This window comes from Gracilibacillus alcaliphilus, assembly GCF_016909015.1.
GTDB classification, from domain to species: Bacteria; Bacillota; Bacilli; order Bacillales; family Amphibacillaceae; genus Gracilibacillus; species Gracilibacillus alcaliphilus.
In genome coordinates this window covers 126,175-145,164 of record NZ_JAFBFA010000002.1, presented here as the reverse complement: position 1 = coordinate 145,164, position 18,990 = coordinate 126,175, and the positions used below count along the sequence as shown (strand labels likewise).

19 protein-coding genes and 1 other annotated feature are annotated in these 18,990 nt (G+C 39.4%); of the genes, 4 read left to right on the top strand and 15 right to left on the bottom strand.

Features of this window, described 5'->3' with window-relative positions; translation table 11 throughout:
- Positions 1–29: 29 nt before the first annotated feature.
- The 8 genes from JOD18_RS02450 to JOD18_RS02415 all read right to left on the bottom strand — a co-directional run bounded on the left by JOD18_RS02450 (position 30) and on the right by JOD18_RS02415 (position 8,669).
- Positions 30–434, bottom strand: coding sequence for a DUF418 domain-containing protein (locus JOD18_RS02450; protein WP_204667345.1), 405 nt, complete (start codon positions 432–434; stop codon positions 30–32).
- Positions 435–887: 453 nt separating this feature from the next.
- On the bottom strand, positions 888–1,568 hold the full coding sequence (mecA, locus tag JOD18_RS02445; protein ID WP_204667344.1) for an adaptor protein MecA: 681 nt from the start codon (positions 1,566–1,568) through the stop codon (positions 888–890).
- Positions 1,569–2,071: 503 nt separating this feature from the next.
- Positions 2,072–2,467: a transcriptional regulator SpxA gene (spxA, locus tag JOD18_RS02440; RefSeq protein ID WP_204667343.1), complete on the bottom strand. Its 396-nt coding sequence runs from the start codon at positions 2,465–2,467 to the stop codon at positions 2,072–2,074.
- Positions 2,468–2,765: 298 nt separating this feature from the next.
- A complete protein-coding gene (locus JOD18_RS02435) occupies positions 2,766–3,374 on the bottom strand; it encodes a GNAT family N-acetyltransferase (RefSeq protein ID WP_204667342.1) in 609 nt (202 codons plus the stop codon).
- 102 nt (positions 3,375–3,476) lie between these two features.
- Positions 3,477–4,691, bottom strand: coding sequence for a putative glycoside hydrolase (locus tag JOD18_RS02430; protein WP_204667341.1), 1,215 nt, complete (start codon positions 4,689–4,691; stop codon positions 3,477–3,479).
- A gap of 527 nt (positions 4,692–5,218) precedes the next feature.
- Entirely contained in the window at positions 5,219–6,058 is an 840-nt protein-coding gene (locus tag JOD18_RS02425; RefSeq protein WP_204667340.1) for a sugar phosphate isomerase/epimerase family protein, read from the bottom strand.
- Positions 6,059–6,214: 156 nt separating this feature from the next.
- Positions 6,215–7,375, bottom strand: a complete 1,161-nt coding sequence (locus tag JOD18_RS02420) for a Gfo/Idh/MocA family protein (protein WP_204667339.1) — start codon at positions 7,373–7,375, stop codon at positions 6,215–6,217.
- Between the two features lie 142 nt (positions 7,376–7,517).
- Positions 7,518–8,669, bottom strand: a complete 1,152-nt coding sequence (locus tag JOD18_RS02415; protein WP_204667338.1) for a DUF2264 domain-containing protein — start codon at positions 8,667–8,669, stop codon at positions 7,518–7,520.
- A 286-nt stretch (positions 8,670–8,955) separates the two neighbouring features.
- Positions 8,956–9,206 (top strand) — a binding site (T-box leader).
- 123 nt (positions 9,207–9,329) lie between these two features.
- Between JOD18_RS02415 and trpS the strand changes: the two genes are divergently transcribed.
- Positions 9,330–10,322, top strand: a complete 993-nt coding sequence (gene trpS, locus JOD18_RS02410) for a tryptophan--tRNA ligase (protein ID WP_204667337.1) — start codon at positions 9,330–9,332, stop codon at positions 10,320–10,322.
- 159 nt (positions 10,323–10,481) lie between these two features.
- On the opposite strand, the gene JOD18_RS02405 is transcribed toward trpS, so the two are convergent.
- The 5 genes from JOD18_RS02405 to JOD18_RS02385 form a co-directional block, all read right to left on the bottom strand.
- Positions 10,482–11,243 (bottom strand): DUF3603 family protein, encoded by a 762-nt coding sequence (locus tag JOD18_RS02405; RefSeq protein ID WP_204667336.1) that lies wholly within the window; start codon positions 11,241–11,243, stop codon positions 10,482–10,484.
- 77 nt (positions 11,244–11,320) lie between these two features.
- A complete protein-coding gene (locus tag JOD18_RS02400) occupies positions 11,321–11,533 on the bottom strand; it encodes a YuzI family membrane protein (protein ID WP_204667335.1) in 213 nt (70 codons plus the stop codon).
- Positions 11,534–11,714: 181 nt separating this feature from the next.
- Positions 11,715–12,953 (bottom strand): beta-ketoacyl-ACP synthase II, encoded by a 1,239-nt coding sequence (fabF, locus tag JOD18_RS02395; RefSeq protein WP_204667334.1) that lies wholly within the window; start codon positions 12,951–12,953, stop codon positions 11,715–11,717.
- Between the two features lie 18 nt (positions 12,954–12,971).
- Positions 12,972–13,907 carry a beta-ketoacyl-ACP synthase 3 gene (locus JOD18_RS02390; protein WP_204667333.1) on the bottom strand — a complete coding sequence of 312 codons (936 nt, stop codon included), beginning with the start codon at positions 13,905–13,907 and terminating at the stop codon, positions 12,972–12,974.
- Between the two features lie 589 nt (positions 13,908–14,496).
- Positions 14,497–15,456, bottom strand: coding sequence for a BMP family ABC transporter substrate-binding protein (locus tag JOD18_RS02385; RefSeq protein ID WP_239587870.1), 960 nt, complete (start codon positions 15,454–15,456; stop codon positions 14,497–14,499).
- Between the two features lie 542 nt (positions 15,457–15,998).
- Here JOD18_RS02385 and JOD18_RS02380 point away from each other — a divergent pair.
- Positions 15,999–16,172, top strand: coding sequence for a DUF2929 family protein (locus JOD18_RS02380; RefSeq protein WP_204667332.1), 174 nt, complete (start codon positions 15,999–16,001; stop codon positions 16,170–16,172).
- Positions 16,173–16,353: 181 nt separating this feature from the next.
- Here JOD18_RS02380 and JOD18_RS02375 read toward each other — a convergent pair whose 3' ends face one another.
- Together JOD18_RS02375 and JOD18_RS02370 are read right to left on the bottom strand one after the other, a co-directional pair.
- Positions 16,354–16,665: a metal-sulfur cluster assembly factor gene (locus JOD18_RS02375; protein WP_204667331.1), complete on the bottom strand. Its 312-nt coding sequence runs from the start codon at positions 16,663–16,665 to the stop codon at positions 16,354–16,356.
- A 123-nt stretch (positions 16,666–16,788) separates the two neighbouring features.
- On the bottom strand, positions 16,789–17,553 hold the full coding sequence (locus JOD18_RS02370) for a prolyl oligopeptidase family serine peptidase (protein ID WP_204667330.1): 765 nt from the start codon (positions 17,551–17,553) through the stop codon (positions 16,789–16,791).
- Positions 17,554–17,738: 185 nt separating this feature from the next.
- Here JOD18_RS02370 and JOD18_RS02365 point away from each other — a divergent pair, with 185 nt between their 5' ends.
- Positions 17,739–18,593, top strand: a complete 855-nt coding sequence (locus JOD18_RS02365) for a Cof-type HAD-IIB family hydrolase (RefSeq protein ID WP_204667329.1) — start codon at positions 17,739–17,741, stop codon at positions 18,591–18,593.
- 140 nt (positions 18,594–18,733) lie between these two features.
- Complete coding sequence (locus tag JOD18_RS02360; protein WP_204667328.1) at positions 18,734–18,925, top strand: DUF3813 family protein; 192 nt, start codon at positions 18,734–18,736, stop codon at positions 18,923–18,925.
- Positions 18,926–18,990: the final 65 nt, after the last annotated feature.

Below are 18,990 nucleotides of genomic sequence, written 5' to 3'. Positions count from 1 at the left end.
CGAGAATCCATCCGATCCACTTCGCTAATTCATTGCCCTTGTCCAGAATGACAGCAACGATTGGCTGCTAACGCATAACTCATTAGAATATCTGCCTCAAACACAAACAGAAAATGTAACAATCCATCTATGAACAAAAGCACACAGCTCCATACATAAACACCAAGAAATTTTCGATTTGCGGACAGATTCTTTTGCCGTTTTAGCTCTAGTCCTGCTCCAAACATAATGGTAAGGAGCCCAAGAAATTTTCCGTTAAATAAAAATATAAACAACGTGTATATAAACGCATCCAATGATTCCAGATACGCTAACCCTTCGTTGTCAGAAAAACCTCCCTGACTATCCATTAATGAGAAAATCCAAATATTAATACCCAGTGTTCCGATAATTGCCAAACCCCTTAACACATCCAGCAGTCGTATCCTTTCCATTGATCTCTCCCCACTCAATTTGTAATCAAATGAAACGTGTTTATCACGATGTTTAAATCAAAGTATAGTGGTTCACGTTACGGAAAGTGCAATTAAAAAATAATAGGGATTTGGGATTATCGAGTTTATTTTACTTGCTGGGGGGTATTTCTATTTGGCAGTATTATTACAAGAGGCGTAAAAGAAGAGGCCTTAGAGAGAGGGAAAGACCAGCAGGTATCTGAATATAATGTATTACTCATTTAAGCAGCGAAAGCTTACATAGTCTTTTTATCATAAAAAAAACTCGGCATTCGTTAAATAGGGTTGAAAAAGTATGTTGTTTTCCTAGAAGCTCTTATACTCCAAAACATTTAGCTAAATGGCTTTGTTGTACTTTCAACGGCTTAGAATGGCTATCGTACTTTATTTCTTATACCACAAAAAAACTAAGCACCAAAATTCGATACTTAGTTATCTTGCAAAATGCTCGCTGACTTGAGCGAGTGCCTCTTCGGCAAAGATTGCTTTCCCGTATTCTTCTACAATAAATACAGTCACCGTTGATTCCTGACCATATTCTAAAATTTGGCTGATAAGGTCTTCTTGTTCATCATCTGATAAGAATTCTTCATCGAAACGTGTCACTAACATGTATTGGTTCTCATAGAAATACAGTTCATCTTTCATCCCTTCGACGGATTCAAACACATGACTTAACTGAATAATATCTTCTAACTCAGCAAATTTAACCACAACAACAAAATCCTGACCATACTGTTCTGCTTGGCTTAAATCTTTCTCTGCAGGGCCAAACTTCTCTTCAAGCAATGACTCAATTTTGTCATCGACTGGCATATCAATGGTTTTGCCTGATTCAGTTGGTAAGTGCAGGTTCTGTCCGTCTTTAGAAAGCTGAGCCTTTGTTACAACAATTTCAAGACCCTTTTCCAATGCCTGAACTTGAATCCATAATGGTCCATCAATTTGGAAATCTTCCTCATTATAGTTCACTTCATCCATAACCTGCCAAAAAAGCTGTTCGCTTTTCTCACGGTTATACCATATTTCCTCTCTGTCAAAACCACGATCTTCAATATCCATATAAGAGATGTAGAATTTAATGGTATTCTCATTAATTCTCTCTATTTCCATTATATAAACTCTCCCTTCTTGCAAAAGTAATGGGGTGGAAGGGACTTTGTTTAGCTAAACCCTTATTTATATTTACCCTTTTTATCAGCTACTTTAACTTATTCTATATATATTGTATGATAAAAATGATGTTTTTGAAAACAATTAAGCCAAAAAAATTAAAATTCTTCACATTCTTATATTATCTATAGATTTTAGCTTATTCGCTTCCATTTGTCACTAGTTATATGATTCATTTATTTAGATATTCTGCTTCATACAATATATGTGTGTGGAACTCCCATTATCCATTAAATCCTAAGATTGTCAAGTAACTAGCATAAAGCGGTTCGTCCTAGACTCCATGTATGATTTCGGTCAAGACTAATCGCGTTGCAAAATGCAGACTTCCACTGACGGGCGTCTCTCTTTATGGTTTGTTATTACAGCGGAAAAATTCATAGCTGCGAGTAACATTTTCAGTAAAAAAAAGCAGATCTTCTACATAAGATCTGCTTTCTCATTTAGTTCACCATCCGCTGCGCTTCTTTTAATTGAAAGGTACGAACAGTACGCGGCAAGAAGCGACGAATTTCATCTTCATTGTAACCTACTTGTAATCGTTTCTCATCTAAGATAATCGGTCTTCTTAGTAAACCTGGATTGTCCTGAATCAACTGGAACAGGTCCTTAAGCGGCAATTGATCCAAATTGACATTTAATTTTTGAAAGACTTTCGAACGAGTGGAGATAATCTCATCTGTTCCGTCTTCAGTCATTCTAAGAATTTCCTTAATCTCATCCAAGCTCAACGGCTCTGAGAAAATATTACGCTCTTTAAATGGAATATCATGCTCCTCTAACCATGCTTTCGCTTTACGGCATGATGTACAACTTGGCGAGGTATAAAGTGTTACCATGAAACTTCACTCCTCAATATAGTTTATAATGATGCTTCTGTTATTTTCATTTTTTATTACTTTAAAATGACTATAATCTATTATCTTCTAATGTAAGTATACTATATTTCATCACTTAATGATAGAGTATTAAGTGATTTTATTCACTTTTTACACATTCTTTTTACACATTCTTATAAAGGTTGTTCAAAGAGTCCGATAAAAATAAAATGGCAAATTTCCGCGCCACCATGGGCTTTTTAGTCTTTTTTACCGATCTTTTTGAATATACAATTATACTAATTGAGAATGAAAATCTCTAGGGTTTTTCTGAAGATTTGTCATTCATCTTTTGTATAGAATGGAAAATATTATCTGACTTGCGATTCGTATCATACTTGACTGCCTCATCTACGGAACGATAAGTTTTTCCATATAACTCCTTATCTTTATACGTATGAATATCTTCGTACATCATCTTCATTTGCTGATATACTTCTTCCTCATTCTCATCATGAGGCGACCAATATAGAATCTCTAATGTGCTTGATTGATCCGTCACTAATGATTGATGGGTATATCCAATAGCTGCCGCATGTTTAAAGCCTTCCCGCTGATAAAAGTGTAATCGTTTAGATGTATCTGAATCAGAATAATCAAGCGGCTCCACTTCTAGAATAATTGGTTTATTCTTCTGCTTGAGTTTCTCAAATAATTGATGACCAATCCCTTGTCCTCTCGATTCCTTAGACACGTATACATAATCGATAAACAAGAAAGTAGGAAATTCTGCAAACATCAGCACATGATCTGGTCCTTCATCCTTAAAGTATACGTCTCCCTTTTCCTTTAACAATAATTCCATATGTTCTTTCGACTTCATCTCATCTTCGGGAAAATACCGTTGTAATTTCTCATACCAATTCACTTAACGTTCCCCCCTTCGCTGCAGTCATCTCTACCTACAAAGTATTATACCCTTTTTCATGAAATATAATCATAAAATGGAGGATGTTCCTCCATTTTATGATTAATCTAACGGTGTATAATCTACGCCTTCTGTATAATTATTGCTAGCATTCCAAAGTAAGAACTCTTCAATCCCATTTTCATGTAAAGCCCTGATCTGAGCTTCTACTTCCTTTACTCCATATTCAAAAGTAGGACCACTGTATAACCAAGGGGCACTAAAGTCTTGCAGCCACGGTCTTGAAACTGGTGGCTCATCCAACGCACCAAGCACTTCATTTTCCAGCTTAGCATACTCACTGACCAATTTATAAGGCTCTTTATCAGGAAAATCAATACCGAAATAAGAAGTCCAGTGGCTTGGGTAAATCATCGAAGAAATCACATCGACATTTTCTGAAATTCTAGAGAAGTTCTGACCAATCCCTGGTGCTTCTTCTAGTGTTGCCGCATAACCAAAGATATCTACAGAAACGTCTACATCATAATAAGAAAGCTGCTCTCGAGCATAAGCAACAAAGTCTGTTACTGCCTCGACCCTTTTCTTAATATTGTCCATATCTACATCTGCATAGTCACCTTGATCATATTCTAAGTCTTCATCTCTTGTTTCAAAACCTTCTGGAAAACGTACATAATCAAACTGGATTTCTTTAAAGCCGAGTTCCGCCGCTACTTTGGCAATTTCCACATTATATTCCCACACTTCTTTCTGGAATGGACTTACAAAAGCCTCTCCCCTGCCATTCTTCCATACTTCCCCATTCTCCAGAAAAGATAAGTCTGGACGTGCTTCGGCCAACTGTGTATCCTTAAAGACAACAATTCTAGCGATCGGATACACACCTCTCTCCTCAAGGGTCTCCATCATTGCCTCCGGATCTTTGATTATTCCTTGTACAGCATCCTCATACGGGAGGTCTTGCTCTGGGTCAATCATGATATTTCCATCATCTTCCTTGATATCGATAACCATTGCATTTAATTCGGTATTATCGATCATCTCAAGCAAAGAATTAAATTTCTCCCCGCCTGCTGAATTGCCCGTTACAAAAATTCCCCTAACCGCATCGGGATATTCGAAATTACGGCCTGAATCATATGTAAATCGTGCAAAATGAGCTTGTGAATCTAATTGTACCTCCCCTATTGAATGGGTCATATGGGTACTTGCCATCAATAGTTCCTCATTTTCTTCTGCACTGACTGGTGTTGCGAGAGAAATAATAGGCAGTAAAAACAACATACCCAGTATTACTTTTATGTATTTCCGCATGTATTTACAGCTCCTAACTTTAAGAGGTTGTTCAAAAAGTCCAATCAAAATGACACAGCGAATTTCTGCGTTGGCAATCAGGGAACTTCTACTAAGTTCACCCACATCGTGTGGGTAACGCAGAAGTCAACACATCCTGTGCAAGTACGTTACTCAAAGGCTGCGCCGCCTGGTACTTTCGACGTACAGGACGTACTAGTGCAGGCGTTATGACAGGACGTCATGGGTTTAGCCTGCCGACGCACACGATGTGCTAGTATCGGTGTTGCAACAAATGGTTTCGGTGGGGCGAGTAACCGCAGTCCCAGGACATTGCGAACTTAACCGATGATGATCCTTTTTATCGAACTTTTGAACACGCACTTTAATTATATGTATTTTTTCATTATACAGAAAAAACGCCTATTTTTGTGTTTTTCCCTTAAATTTTTTCAAAAAATTTGGAAATGTGAATAGGTATTGAACAAAGGAATACAACGTTTCCAATAGAAAAGGCGAAAGGAATATATATTCCTTTCACCTAATGGCTATACCCGATTTAAATATTCTTTAATCATATCGATGTTGTATTTTAGCGAATCTTTTGTACCGTATGCTCCACTAAAATCTTCCATCCCAATATTCCCATCATAACCAACTGCTTTTAAATCAGCTAACACTTGCGCCCAATTGACGACTCCTTCATCCAGCAGTGCCCATTCAACCTGCCAGTTACCATCATGTTGCTTCCATTTGGCATTTTTGACATGAACATGTGCCAAATAATCTCCTAATAGCTCCATCCCCATACGATAATTCTCATACCCTTCATGAACCATATTACCAGGATCATACAACACACCAATATGATCAGGGTTACATGATTGAACAAGGCGATACGCTAAAGCTGCACTTGGGGTAATTGTTTCGTGATGGGTTTCTACCAAGCCTTTAACTTTATATTGTTTACACATTTGCTCTACTTCTTGCAAGTAGCTTACTGCTTCTTTGTACAAATCTAGATAGTTTTTTGATCGGTCATAACGGGGCACTCCAACCCGAATGGAAGAAGCACCAAATTTCTGTGCCACTTCCAAGACACGCTCTGTGGCCTGTAAATCGCCAGATGTCAGATATGGTGTTACACTAAACACGTCAATCCCATTATCGCTGCCTAATTTCGCCAATCGTTCAATCTCAGCGTCTGTAATTGATGGATCAATCGTACAAAGGTTATTGCCCCAGAAACTGGTTGCTTGTTGTTTCACTTCTTCTGGTGTTTCTTTAAAGCGCCATTCCACTCCGTCATAGCCGGTTTCTTTTAGATAAAGAATCATTTCTTCCGGTGTCGTATCAGGAGCCATTACTGTAAATACAGAAAATTTCATCGTTTTTACCATTCCTTTCGATTATTTTTCCGAAAAATAAGAAATGTCTCAAGGTCAGTCCTATTCTATTTAGCCAAGCGGACATCCAGCCGGTCTCTTATTTTTACACCGCTAGGCACGGTCAGCAAAGTTTGCTACCAACTAGTACTTAGGTTATTAATAAGTACCTTCGACATCCAAGGTTACTTTGGCTGTCTTTTTCTCAACTGTGGACTGCTTAATCCTGTCTTGCAGGTGCTGATAATACAATTCTTCATCGATCGGAAACTCCACCCAATCATCGGTCCAGCTAGACAGCTGCATGGCATTGGATAAGGTTAATCCTTTAATACCTTCCTCACCAGGAGCCAATAAAGGAGTACCTTTCAAAATAGCGTCTACGAAGTTTTGTGTAATCCCAGGATGTTCCGTTTCTTCACCTTTAATCGGTATGTCGATTTTCCATGATTCTGGTTCGCCAAAGCCGCCTGTATATGTTTGGTTAAACTCTGGCTCTGATACACGCAGCTGCCAGAATTCCAGCTTACCGTTTTCCACTACAACCTTACCGCGGTCCCCGGAGATTTCTAAACGGTTGGTACCTGGTGTTTCGCCAGTAGTTGTGATAAACACGGCTGTTGCGCCATTATCATATTCGGCATAAGCAGTTACATCATCTTCTACTTCAATCTCTCGGTATTTACCAAATTGACAGAAAGCTCGCATCCGCTTCGGCATCATTCCAGTCAGCCACTGCCATAAATCTAATTGGTGCGGACATTGGTTTATAAGTACACCCCCGCCTTCACCTGACCAAGTAGCACGCCAACCGCCTGAATTATAATAGCTTTGCGAACGGTACCAGTTGGTAATCAGCCAGTTAATCCGTCTGATTTCTCCCAGCTCGCCATCTTGAATTAACTCTCGCAGTTTCTGATATAACGGATTGGTCCGTTGATTATACATCATCGAAAAAATCTTATCTGTTTTCGAGGCCGCCTCGTTCATTTCGCGAACTTGTTTTGTATAAACACCTGCAGGCTTCTCACATAATACATGCAAGTCGTGTTCAAACGCTTTAATAGCAAGCGAGGCATGATCATAGTGTGGTGTCGCAATTAACACGGCATCTATCAGACCTGATTGAAAAAAAGCCTCCTCATCAACAAAAGTAGCAACACGTTCACCAAATCTTGTTGTAAAAGCTTGAATTGCTTGTGGATCTGTATCTAGTATGGCATTTAATGTTGCTCCCTCAATTGCTCCATCCAGCAAATATTTGGAGTGAGCACTGCCCATATTACCTACCCCAATAATTCCAATACGTACATTGTTCACTATATAAAACATCCTTTCTTAACATATTTTTTACCTTTTGCAAAACTGTTACTACAAGTTCCAGCGAAATTACAGAAGTTAAGCAGAAATCATGGATCGCTGTTTTCACCTGTGTTCAGCTGCTGTCTCCATGGACAAAATTTTATTCCTTTGCTGCATCCAAAGGAAAGGTGCTCCCTTCCCAAGCCTTTTTGGCAGTCCAAGGTTCTGCCGGACTGGTCCAGAACTCATCTTCTTTCGGTAATCCTAGTGGTAAGAATACGGTACTGCATAAATAAAGACTGCCAGTTGAGATATAAGGCTCCCCAATCTCTGGCTGGTGACCAGTCAGACCAATTTGTAGCCAGCCATTGGCATCAAACATCCCTGGTACCTTTACTGTCTTTTCGATCACTGCCGTTAATGCAGTACGCACTTGGGCTGGCGACAGTTCAGCAGGTAATTCGTGGCGCAGTACCGATTGGGCCAATGACTGAAAGACACCAAATCGATAAGCAAGTGACCGGCCAATTGGCGGGTAAGTACCTTCCGGAGAAATATGCCGCTCGAGAATAGCTGCATATCGCTGCGCACGCTGCAGATAACTGTCTTGCCGGTCGTGCCAATCTTGATAAACAGCACCGACTGTTTCGACTAGATCAACAATCATTGGATGAATAACAAAACTATTGTAATAATCAAAATGGAACCTCGGTCCATCTTGATACACACCATCACCCATATACCATTGATCTAGCTGTTTAAAAGCAAAGTCAATCCGCATCGGATCCCATTCCTGCTCTCCCACTTTATATAGGCAAGCTTCAATAATACCAGCAAATAATAACCAATTATTAAAAGCCGGTTTCTGCCGCCTCGTTTGTTTCAAGGCTATGATCAGATTTCTTTTCGTTTGATCATCTTGTTTCTCCCACAGCTCCACCGGTGCCCTAAGAACAGCATGTGCCAAGAAAGCCGCGTCTACAATAGGCTGACCACCTTCCGTGAAATTCATATAATCAGGCGAATCAGGATCTGTGCCAGCTCTGATAGCCTCTCTGGCTAATGCGCAGTACTGTCTTCTCCTTGCTTCTTCTTGACTGTCGTTACTCTCCCTTTCCAGCCACGGTGCCATCCCATTCAACAACCTTGCTAACGCTTCCAAATGTGTATAAATTGTTCTGTCCTGTCCAGGAACTGCTTCGACTGGCATTAGCTGTTTCAACTGTCTCTCCGATAAGGCTTGTAAGACAGGGGCAGCAATCCGTAACATGGTATCCAGCCAATATTGACGTTCCTGTCCATTTTTTTGCATAATGTATCACCTCATTACAACTATAATTCAGAAGTTTTTCATGCGTTTAGTCTACTTTACTAAGCTTTACTTTGTCTAGTCTGCAATTGCCTCGAAACACTTATGCTATGACGTAGGTTGCACTCTCCTATTGGAAAAAAACGGGTTCAGCATTGATTGCGCTGCTGCCACTAGCAAAACTTCCCAGATTGAATCAAACAGCGTATTTTGGAGGAATCGAAAGATAGGACTTGAAAATCAGGCTTAAATTCTATATAATGCAATCACATACATTACATACGAATAGAATTTGGAAAAGAAAAGGGAAGTACTTCTTTACCTCTAGTTAAAGAGAGCCTATGGCAGCTGGGAATAGGTACTATGTAAAGAAAAACAAAGCCTTATGACAGGCATTGTTTTTTGTTATACTGCAGTTTAGTGTAACGAAGGAATTGGCCTTTTCAGAAGATTTTCCATGCATGCTAGCATTATCTAGCAGTCAAGTGATCATCTTAAGGATGATAACAAGGGTGGCACCGCGGTTCATTCGTCCCTTATCTATATAGAAAAGGGGATAGAATGGGCTTTTTTGTGTTTAACAGGTTGTTAAAAAATAGGTGAGGAGCTATGCTGGCTCTTTCGCCAATCTGTTAGTTAATAAATTTGCAGAGGTGAACATGAATGAAAAGAATTTTTTCAGGTATTCAGCCTAGCGGTACATTAACGCTGGGTAACTATTTAGGGGCAATGAAGCAGTTTGTAGAATTACAAGCAGATAATGAATGCTTTTTTTGTATCGTTGATGAGCACGCCATTACGGTGCCGCAAGACCGGTTAAAACTAAGGGAGAATATAAAATCACTGGCAGCGCTGTATATTGCTTCTGGTATTGATCCAACCAAATCGGTCTTATTTATCCAGTCGGAAGTACCGGCACATACGCAATTGGGGTGGATCCTTCAAAGCATCAGTTATATTGGCGAATTAGAGCGAATGACACAGTTTAAAGATAAATCAAAAGGAAAAGAAGCGGTATCAGCCGGCTTACTTACCTATCCGCCGCTGATGGCTGCCGATATCTTGCTTTACGGCACAGACATCGTACCAGTTGGTGAAGATCAAAAACAGCATTTAGAACTAACGCGCGACTTAGCACACCGCTTTAATTCACGTTTTAATGATATCTTCACCATCCCGGAAGTAAGCATTCCAAAAGTTGGAGCACGTATTATGTCTTTACAGGAGCCAACGAAAAAAATGAGTAAGTCTGATGAAAATCAAAAAGCAGTCATCTTAATGCTCGATTCCGAAAAACAGATTGAGAAGAAAATTAAGAGTGCGGTGACTGATTCCGAAGGTATTGTCAAGTTTGATAAAGAAAATAAACCTGGTATCAGTAATTTACTCAGCATTTACTCTATCTGTTCTGGTCAGTCCATTGAAGAATTAGAAGAGAAATATCGTGACAGCGGCTATGGAGAGTTCAAACAAGATACCGCTAATGTGGTGATTGAGACATTACGACCTATCCAGGAACGTTATCATGAGTTAATTAACTCAGAGGAATTAGATGACTTACTAGACCAAGGGGCAGAAAAGGCAAATATAGCTGCTAATAGAATGCTGACAAAAGCAAAAAAAGCAATCGGTCTAGGCCGTGTTAAGAAGAAATAGTTTTTGTTAGAAAACAACTGTATATTTAATCCGTTACTAGAGAGGCCTGTTCCACAAGATCATACCATTGCATGGCTAGAACATCTAATGGAAAGTGATGACTCACACCACCTATCCAAAACAGTTTATTGTTAGCCAAATGAAAGCCTTCGTTCTTAATTATGTAGAACGAAGGCTTTTTGCCGTATGTGTAGATTGCTCCCTTTCCCAAATATCCTCATAGAAGGCATGTCCTTTGATAATTTGCTGACAGAAGGCTTCATGCTTTATCCCCCAGCCGTTTACCAGTTCTTGATATAATGTGTACCAAGCCTGCTCGAAGGACATATGTTTAATTTGCTGGTATTGTTCCGGCTGCCACTCTGTTAACCAATATCTGATTTCTTCAATCGATTGATTCGCCTCCAATTGATCAATAGCAATCATCAATAATTGCTTAAGCTGCCGCTCTTTGCGCGTAAGCCCCGCCATATATTGTGGAGGTAAGGATAAAATATGGAACTCCTTCTCAGTATGTTTAGGTAAAGAATACTTTTCCGGTGTTCTCCCTCTTATTAATTCCAATACCAAACGTTCTTGTCGCGGAATCAACCGGCTTTTTCGCATGGGAATATGATACCCCATCGTATCAAAGGCCATAATCGAAAAACCATCGGTGATAATACAAGCGTAGTCAAGAGGTTGTCGTTTCTGGTTTTTACGAACATATGCCTGCTGGTAAATTTGCTTTAAAATAGCAGAAGGGATATCTTGGAGGTCATTTTCAATGTAGACAAATGCTTTGTGATCTATAAGCAGAATCGGAGCTTGATCCAGAATTTCGATACCGTCAGACTTACGCCACTCATGAAACTCACAAACATTGTAACCATTCTCTTCTCCTTCAAACCAATTCACCCATACATCGTGTAAATATAGCATATTTCTATCCCTCACTTTGACTAATCTGTTTAATGAACAGTATGACCAATCTAGGATAAATTATTCTTTTGCTGTTATTATTTAACAGATAAATTAGACAGCTTATGTACTGAACACCCCATACAAATCAGACCGATGAAAAAGAAATAACATTCTATTTTTGTTTGGATAATTGCTAGATAATCTAAGATGCTCAAACCGGCTGGAATGAAGTTTAAATATAAAATAATCGATACACCACCTGATATCGCTAAGCCAAATCCAACCAGAAATAACACTAGATAAATCATATAAAACGCTCCCTCTTAGCTTTGTTTTATTATATGTACAAGCTTAGAAACTATGTCGATAATCTCATGCTTAAAAATGACGCAAATAAAAACAGCGCCCTATCATAAAAATAGGACGCTCAGCTAACAAATTTAATCCTGAGGCAAGCATAATGGACATTAACACCCGATCAATCTCGCTTTATTTAAATTTCTTAAATACTAATGTTACGTTATGTCCGCCAAATCCAAACGAATTAGAGATAGCAATGTCAATCTCTTTTTCGACGGCTTGGTTAGGAATATAATCTAAATCACAAGCTTCATCTGGTGTTTCATAGTTAATCGTTGGCGGCAGAATACTCTCTTGCAGTGCCTTCACACATGCAATGGATTCTACGGCACCAGCCGCTCCTAATAAATGGCCGGTCATTGATTTTGTCGATGAAACCGGTACTTGATAAGCATGGTCCTTAAATACGGTTTTGATAGCCTGTGTTTCAAATTCATCGTTATAAGCTGTACTAGTACCATGTGCATTGACATAGTCCACTTGTTCTGGAGAAATGTCTGCATCATCTAAAGCTTGCTGCATCGAACGAGCAGCACCCTCGCCATTTGGAGCTGGTGAAGTGATATGGTACGCATCACCTGTAGCACCATAACCTACAATCTCTGCGTAGATCGTAGCCCCACGTTTCTCTGCTGTTTCTAATGACTCTAGTATTAAGATTCCAGCACCTTCTCCCATCACAAATCCATCACGATTCTTATCAAACGGGCGACTTGCGGTATGTGGATCTTCATTAAACGATAAGGCCTTAGCTGTTGAAAAACCAGCAAATGCCATTGGTGTTAATGGCGCCTCTGCCCCGCCAGTGATCATATAATCAGCGTCACCACGTTCAATAACCTTAAAGGCGTCACCGATCGAGTTTGCACCAGAAGAACAAGCTGTCACTGTACAGCTGTTGATCCCTTTAGCACCTAATAAAATAGATACTTGTCCAGCCGCCATATCTGGAATAAGCATTGGCACAAAGAATGGACTTACACGGCGGTAACCTTTATCAACAAACTTCCGAAATTGTTCATCATAAGTTGCCATTCCGCCTATACCAGAACCAATCCAAACACCTACACGATTTGCAATCTCATCATTAATATCAAGTTTGGCATCCTCTACTGCCATACGAGCAGCAGCCACTGCATATTGTGTAAAAAGATCCATACGTTTGGATTCTTTTTTGTCCATATACAGTGTTGGATCGAAATCTTTTACTTCACCAGCTACTTTTGCTGGGAAGCTGTCTTTATCTACTTTTGTCACGTAATCAATACCTGAAGCACCTGATTTCAAATGGTCCCAGAATTCAGAGACCGTATTTCCTAATGGTGTAACGGCACCCATTCCCGTCACTACGACTCGTCTCTTACTCATTTCATTTCCTCCCTTGATCTATTTACCCCATCTTAAGGCGACAGCGCCCCATGTCAGTCCTCCACCGAAACCGACAAGAACCACTAAATCATCATTCTTTATTTTACCGTTTTTTGCTGCTTCAGACAAAGCAATTGGTATAGAAGCCGCTGAAGTATTGCCATATTTATTAATATTAATCGCTACACGGTCTTCTGCTATATCTAAACGTTGTCTAGCTGCCTCCACAATCCGGATATTGGCTTGATGCGGAATTAAATAATCAACATCTGCTTTAGCATACCCTGCTTTCTCAACTACATGAACAGCTGATTCCGGCATTTGACGGACAGCAAATTTAAACACTTCACGCCCATTCATAAAAATGAAGTCTCCATCTTGTGATAGATGCTTACCGCCTTTGCCGTCTGCACCTAATTCAAAAGATAAAATTCCTTTTCCTTCACTTACTGGTCCTAGGACAGCTGCCCCAGCTCCATCACCAAATAACACACATGTATTTCGATCTGTCCAGTCGGTAATTTTGGACAGTTTCTCTGCTCCAACAATTAATATATGTTGATAATCTCCTGACTCAATGAACTGCTTTGCCGTTATCATAGCATACATAAAACCAGCACAAGCAGCACTAACATCCATAGCAGCGGCTTTTGTTGCTCCTAAATATTCCTGCAGCTTACAAGAAACTGTCGGAAACGATTGATCAGGGGTCACTGTCGCAACTAAAATTAAATCTAATTGGTCTCCAGTAATTCCTGCTTCTTTTAAGGCCTCTTCAGCTGCCTTGTAAGCCATATCAGAGGTTTTCTCATGATCACCAGCGATTCGCCGTTCTTCAATACCTGTTCGTGTGCGAATCCATTCATCACTGGTTTCTACTATCTCTTCCATATCTTTATTCGTTAATACTCTCTCAGGAACATAATGCCCTGTTCCAAGAATCCCTGCTTTCACCTGCAACATCCTCTCAAAAGGAATTAATATCAATTATTAAGACTTGGTACTAATAATAAAACAAGATATACTTTTTTTCAAGTTTGTTTCTAACCTGTTTAAGTGCGTGTTCAAAAAGGGCGATAGAAGGACAGTCATTGGTTAAGTTCGCAACATCGTGTTGCAACACCGATAATAGCACATCGTGTGCGTCGGCAAACTAAACCCATGACGTCCTGTCATAATGCCTGCACTAGTACGTCCTGTACGTCGAAAGTTCAAGGCGACGCAGCCTTTGAGCAGATGGTCTTGCACGCAGAAAAAGTGATTTTCTTTTTCAAGGAGATGGTCTTGCACGCGGAAAAAGTGATTTTCTTTTTCAAGGAGATGGTCTTGCACGCAGAAAAAGTGATTTTCTTTTTCAAGGAACGGAGCGTATGCTTTTAATACGTGAGTAACGGACTTGCACAGGACGTATTGACTTCTTCCTTGTCCACATGATGTGGACGTTTTTAGTAGAAGTTCCCCTATTGTCAACTCCGGCATTAGCCGTGTCATTTTTATTGGACTTTTGGAATAACCTCTTTAAATGACATAAGGGATAAAATAACTAAGATTGGTGAGGAAGCAGACCTGTGTCCTTATAATCTTCGATTAGATGATCTAAAAGATCAATCATTTCTTGTGGCACATGATTACTGTAAGTCCCCATACTGATTACATCTTCCGTAAAGCCAAAATTATAAATTCCTCCTGGAAGATTTCCATCCATTAGTTGTTCTAAGGCATATACATACAATTTATCGATATGCTGTATGGTACTAGATAAGACGGATTGACCGCCTTGTGCCTGCTGATCATTAACATATCCGATAGAATAGATTCCCTCACTCATGGCAGATTCCACCACTGCGAGACTGTAAGCATCACCAGCGGGATAAATGACGTCAACCTGTTCTTCTCTCATTTTTCTGTAATAATCTAATGCTAATGGCGATTCATCCCAGCCATTTACATACTGCACATTTACCTTAGCATTCTTATTCTGGTACATTACCCCTTCATAAAAACCTTCTACTTCTGGCTGCCATTCAAATGCCGCAATGATACCAACTTGATTGGTTTCGGTCATTTCTCCTGCCAGCATACCAGCAAAAAAGCCCATGGCTAATGAATTAAAATTTAAACTAATTAAGTTATCTGCCGAATAACCACCGTTCACATAAATAAATTGTATATCCGGGTAAGATGATTGGATGCGGTTAAAAAACTCGCCGTATATACTGCTATGACCAATGATAACCTGTACGCCCTGGTTGGAGAGCTCTTCTACTGCTATATTTACTTGCTGCTGTGTTTGAACGCCTTCGCGAAATAACACCTCGACATTCAAATTTTCCTGTATATCCAATAAACCGTGATACCCCTTACTTCCCCATGTTTGGTCATTTATCGTATGTTCAATTAACATACCAACCCTTTCTATCTGGTAATGGTCCCCTTGCTGACAACTAGCTAGAAATGGGCCGGACAGCAGTATAATGGCAAGAAACGTCATAAACCTTCTCAATATATGCACTCCTTAATGAACGATCTATTCATCTATGTATACCTAGTACTATTCTACCGTTTAGCCCTGATTCCGTAAACAAAGAAGATATTACAAATTCATTACAACTGCACGCAAAACAGCACTTATAGCTTTCAAAAAATGGGTGCAAAATAGTATTACTAAAAAATAGAGACGTCACAAACTGATCATATTTTCCTCTACTATAAATATTTTTGTTTATTTTGTACAAGAAGTTTGATAAAATGTATTATGTAAAAAAACATATTGTAAGCCCTATATCACAAACCTCTTTATCCGCCAAACAATGAATAGTGGTTAAAAAGAGCCTCTATAACCAAATCAGCAGGACTAGAAACGATCATTAATGATTAAATGTGGTAGGTGAGGTAATACATAAAAACTGGTGACAAAGAAAATTAAGGGATTTATTCTTCCCAGCAAAATCATGCTAACGTCTGTTATCATTTATAGGAAATGAGGTATTTGGGCGGTAACGCTGTAATAAATGAGATTTCTCAGAGAATAGAGAGGTGAACGAATTGAAATATTTTGCTACTATCTTTTGGGCTGTCGTTATTATCGTTGTAGTGGCCTATGTACTTTCAAGTATGGCTGGTCAAGCCTTTAATTTTGCATCTGCCATCTCCATTGCGGCTGTCTTTGCGATTGCTGCTATCGTCTTAGGTGAAGGCATTCTTAAAGAGGAAAAATAGGACACCGATAAACTCTTGCCATATGGCAAGAGTTTTAATTTTTGTTATAGAGGTTGTTCAAAAGGAACACCCTTCCACATTAACTAGTGAAAGGGTGTTCTGTCTTTTATCCTAATACAATTATCCGCAAGTCCCATTTCATGGAGGAACGGACAATTACCTCTAGATAAGTCTAACTTTATTAATCTGGGATACCTAAGGCAATTTTGGCGTAGCGTGACATACGCTCTTTTGACCATGGCGGGTTCCAAACGATATTGACTTCCGTATCCTTTACTTCAGGAATATCTTCCATCACCCGTTTTACATCTTGTTCAATGTGACCTGCTAAGGGACAGCCCATTGCAGTTAATGTCATGGTTACAGTAGCAATACCTTCCTCATCAAGATCTACACCGTAAATTAGTCCTAAATTGACAATATCTATACCAAGCTCTGGGTCAATAACATTCTCCAAAGCTCCCATTAGGTTCTCTTCTAGTGCTTGGTCCATAATATACCTCCTTTATTTACTTGCTCCTTATTATAAAACAAACCCACATTTTTTTAAAGATTTTAGCCAAGAAGTCTCCATCTTCAAGCGTAGCTAAGTGGTGAGTAGTTCACATAAATTACCTCATAATTGATACGCCAGCCAATCGACCAATTCTAAAACCGCCAGCCGGCTTACTTTATGTCCCCTGTCTGGCTGTTTTAGAAAACGAATATTCTCAGGGTTCTTATATTGGCCGACTGCCTCTTCATAGAAATCATAAGCATGCTTAAAGGGCACTACTTCATCTGCTGTACCATGCCAGAAAAATAAAGGCCGCTCAAATAGCTTTTCTATTTGCAGCGATAAATCCATTTCTTCCGCTTCCGTTAACATGACTTCAATCATTTGATCAGAGACTGGCAGCTCTGTGACATTCTGTTTCAATATGGCAATGCGATCTTCCATATAGGCCGTTATTTTTGGTGTGCCCATTAAAACTCCAGCCGCTTTAATCCATGCAAATTGTGTTAAGGCTGCAGCAGTGGTGATTCCTCCCATACTTGTCCCGGCTGCTCCAAAGCGGTTGTCTTCCAGTAAGCCTTTTGCTATCAATTCATGATAAAGACTCTCTAGATCATCAAGATTCTGCTTAATGACCTCAAAAAATCGTAATTCTATCTCCAAACGACCGAGATCCTCTTCTCTTTCCCCATGCAGCAGACAGTCTGGCAATAGCACACGATAGCCTTTTTCAGCAAGTAAGTAGGCAATTGGTAAATTATCTTCCTTCCCGCCTGTAATACCATGGAAATATGTTAACGTTGGCAAGGGCTGTTCTCTTTTTTCCGCTTCGACAATATGTAATAGTGGGATGTTATTCCAATATTCTTTATTTACAATAATCATTATAACAATCCTTTCATCTGTTTGGCGCTCGCCTCCCTTATAACGGAAGCTTTGCTTCTAATAGTACCTTCTCCCTTTATGATAGTACTTCTCCAGCTAACTTGCAAAAAATAGGAAGAAAAAACACAAGAACTTTACACCAATTAGAAATACAGATAGACTATAATTAGTAAAGAGGTGATGATATGCAGACAAATAGACATTTAATCGCATTGGATTTAGATGGGACATTACTAACCGATCAGCAGCAAATTAGCTCTTATACAAAAGCAGTAATTCAACAGGCTAAGGAAGCTGGTCATATCGTTGTCATTGCAACTGGCAGACCGCACCGCGCCAGTATTCAATATTATCAGGAGCTTAACTTGGATACTCCGATGGTTAATTTCAATGGAGCGTTGATTCATCATCCATTCGATAAGAATTGGGATATGCTTCATTCGCCGCTTCCTAATCGTACGGCCAAAGAGATTATTCAAACGTGCTATGATTTTGATGTGAAAAATATCTTTGCCGAAATGATGGATAATATGTATTTAGACCGCTTTGACCAAGAGTTAGTGGATGTATTCACTATTCCAGCAGAGAAGGAACTACTTAATATCGGCAGTTTACATCAATCCCTTCAAGATGATCCTACTTCTTTATTAATTCATCCAGAAGATCATCATATCGATCAATTACGGGATTATTTAAGTGACAACCATGCTGCTGTTATTGAACACCGTAATTGGGGAGTGCCGTGGAATGTTATCGAAATCGTTCGAAAGGGTATCCATAAGGCTGTCGGCTTACAAAAGATTGCGGATTATTTTCAAATTTCTGTTAATCAGATCATTGCCTTTGGAGACCAAGATAATGACTTAGAAATGATCGAATATGCGGGAGTTGGCGTTGCAATGGGAAATGCCATTAACGAATTAAAGAATATTGCCAAACACGAAACAGCCACCAATGAAGAAGATGGTATTGGTAATTTCCTAGCAGACTATTTAAAATTGGATAACGTACCGATAACTGCTAAAACTTCATTAGAATAAATCACTACTTTCCAGCCATACTAAACATGAACGTCAAAGGATGTTCATGTTTTTCTTCGTACTGAGCCCTAAACATTGTCTACCGCGAATCATGATGGTCATCTAATTGGATACACCTAAGATTCCTAAGGAGGATTATGATGAAAAATCAAATGTTAGAACAAGCAAAGAATGCTGTAAACCGCATGATGAACGGCGGTACCTTTGATGAAGAGGATAAGCGGGCTGCACAGTCGGCTATCCAAGCTGCCTATTCTCATGCTACAACGGAAGAACAGCAAGAATTGCGCCAGCTCGAAGAACAATTACAGAAAGATAATAATTGGAAGTAACATCACAAGAAATGGCAGAGATCACTTTTACGTATCTCTGCTTTTTCTATGGCAAGATTTGCTTT

Coding starts and splice junctions, on each gene's coding strand:
- JOD18_RS02450 (WP_204667345.1), bottom strand. CDS start 434: ATGGAAAGGATACGACTGCTGGATGTGTTAAGGGGTTTGGCAATTATC.
- mecA (WP_204667344.1), bottom strand. CDS start 1,568: ATGGAAATAGAGAGAATTAATGAGAATACCATTAAATTCTACATCTCT.
- spxA (WP_204667343.1), bottom strand. CDS start 2,467: ATGGTAACACTTTATACCTCGCCAAGTTGTACATCATGCCGTAAAGCG.
- JOD18_RS02430 (WP_204667341.1), bottom strand. CDS start 4,691: ATGCGGAAATACATAAAAGTAATACTGGGTATGTTGTTTTTACTGCCT.
- JOD18_RS02425 (WP_204667340.1), bottom strand. CDS start 6,058: ATGAAATTTTCTGTATTTACAGTAATGGCTCCTGATACGACACCGGAA.
- JOD18_RS02415 (WP_204667338.1), bottom strand. CDS start 8,669: ATGCAAAAAAATGGACAGGAACGTCAATATTGGCTGGATACCATGTTA.
- trpS (WP_204667337.1), top strand. CDS start 9,330: ATGAAAAGAATTTTTTCAGGTATTCAGCCTAGCGGTACATTAACGCTG.
- JOD18_RS02405 (WP_204667336.1), bottom strand. CDS start 11,243: ATGCTATATTTACACGATGTATGGGTGAATTGGTTTGAAGGAGAAGAG.
- JOD18_RS02400 (WP_204667335.1), bottom strand. CDS start 11,533: ATGATTTATCTAGTGTTATTTCTGGTTGGATTTGGCTTAGCGATATCA.
- fabF (WP_204667334.1), bottom strand. CDS start 12,953: ATGAGTAAGAGACGAGTCGTAGTGACGGGAATGGGTGCCGTTACACCA.
- JOD18_RS02375 (WP_204667331.1), bottom strand. CDS start 16,665: ATGGACCAAGCACTAGAAGAGAACCTAATGGGAGCTTTGGAGAATGTT.
- JOD18_RS02370 (WP_204667330.1), bottom strand. CDS start 17,553: ATGATTATTGTAAATAAAGAATATTGGAATAACATCCCACTATTACAT.
- JOD18_RS02365 (WP_204667329.1), top strand. CDS start 17,739: ATGCAGACAAATAGACATTTAATCGCATTGGATTTAGATGGGACATTA.
- JOD18_RS02360 (WP_204667328.1), top strand. CDS start 18,734: ATGAAAAATCAAATGTTAGAACAAGCAAAGAATGCTGTAAACCGCATG.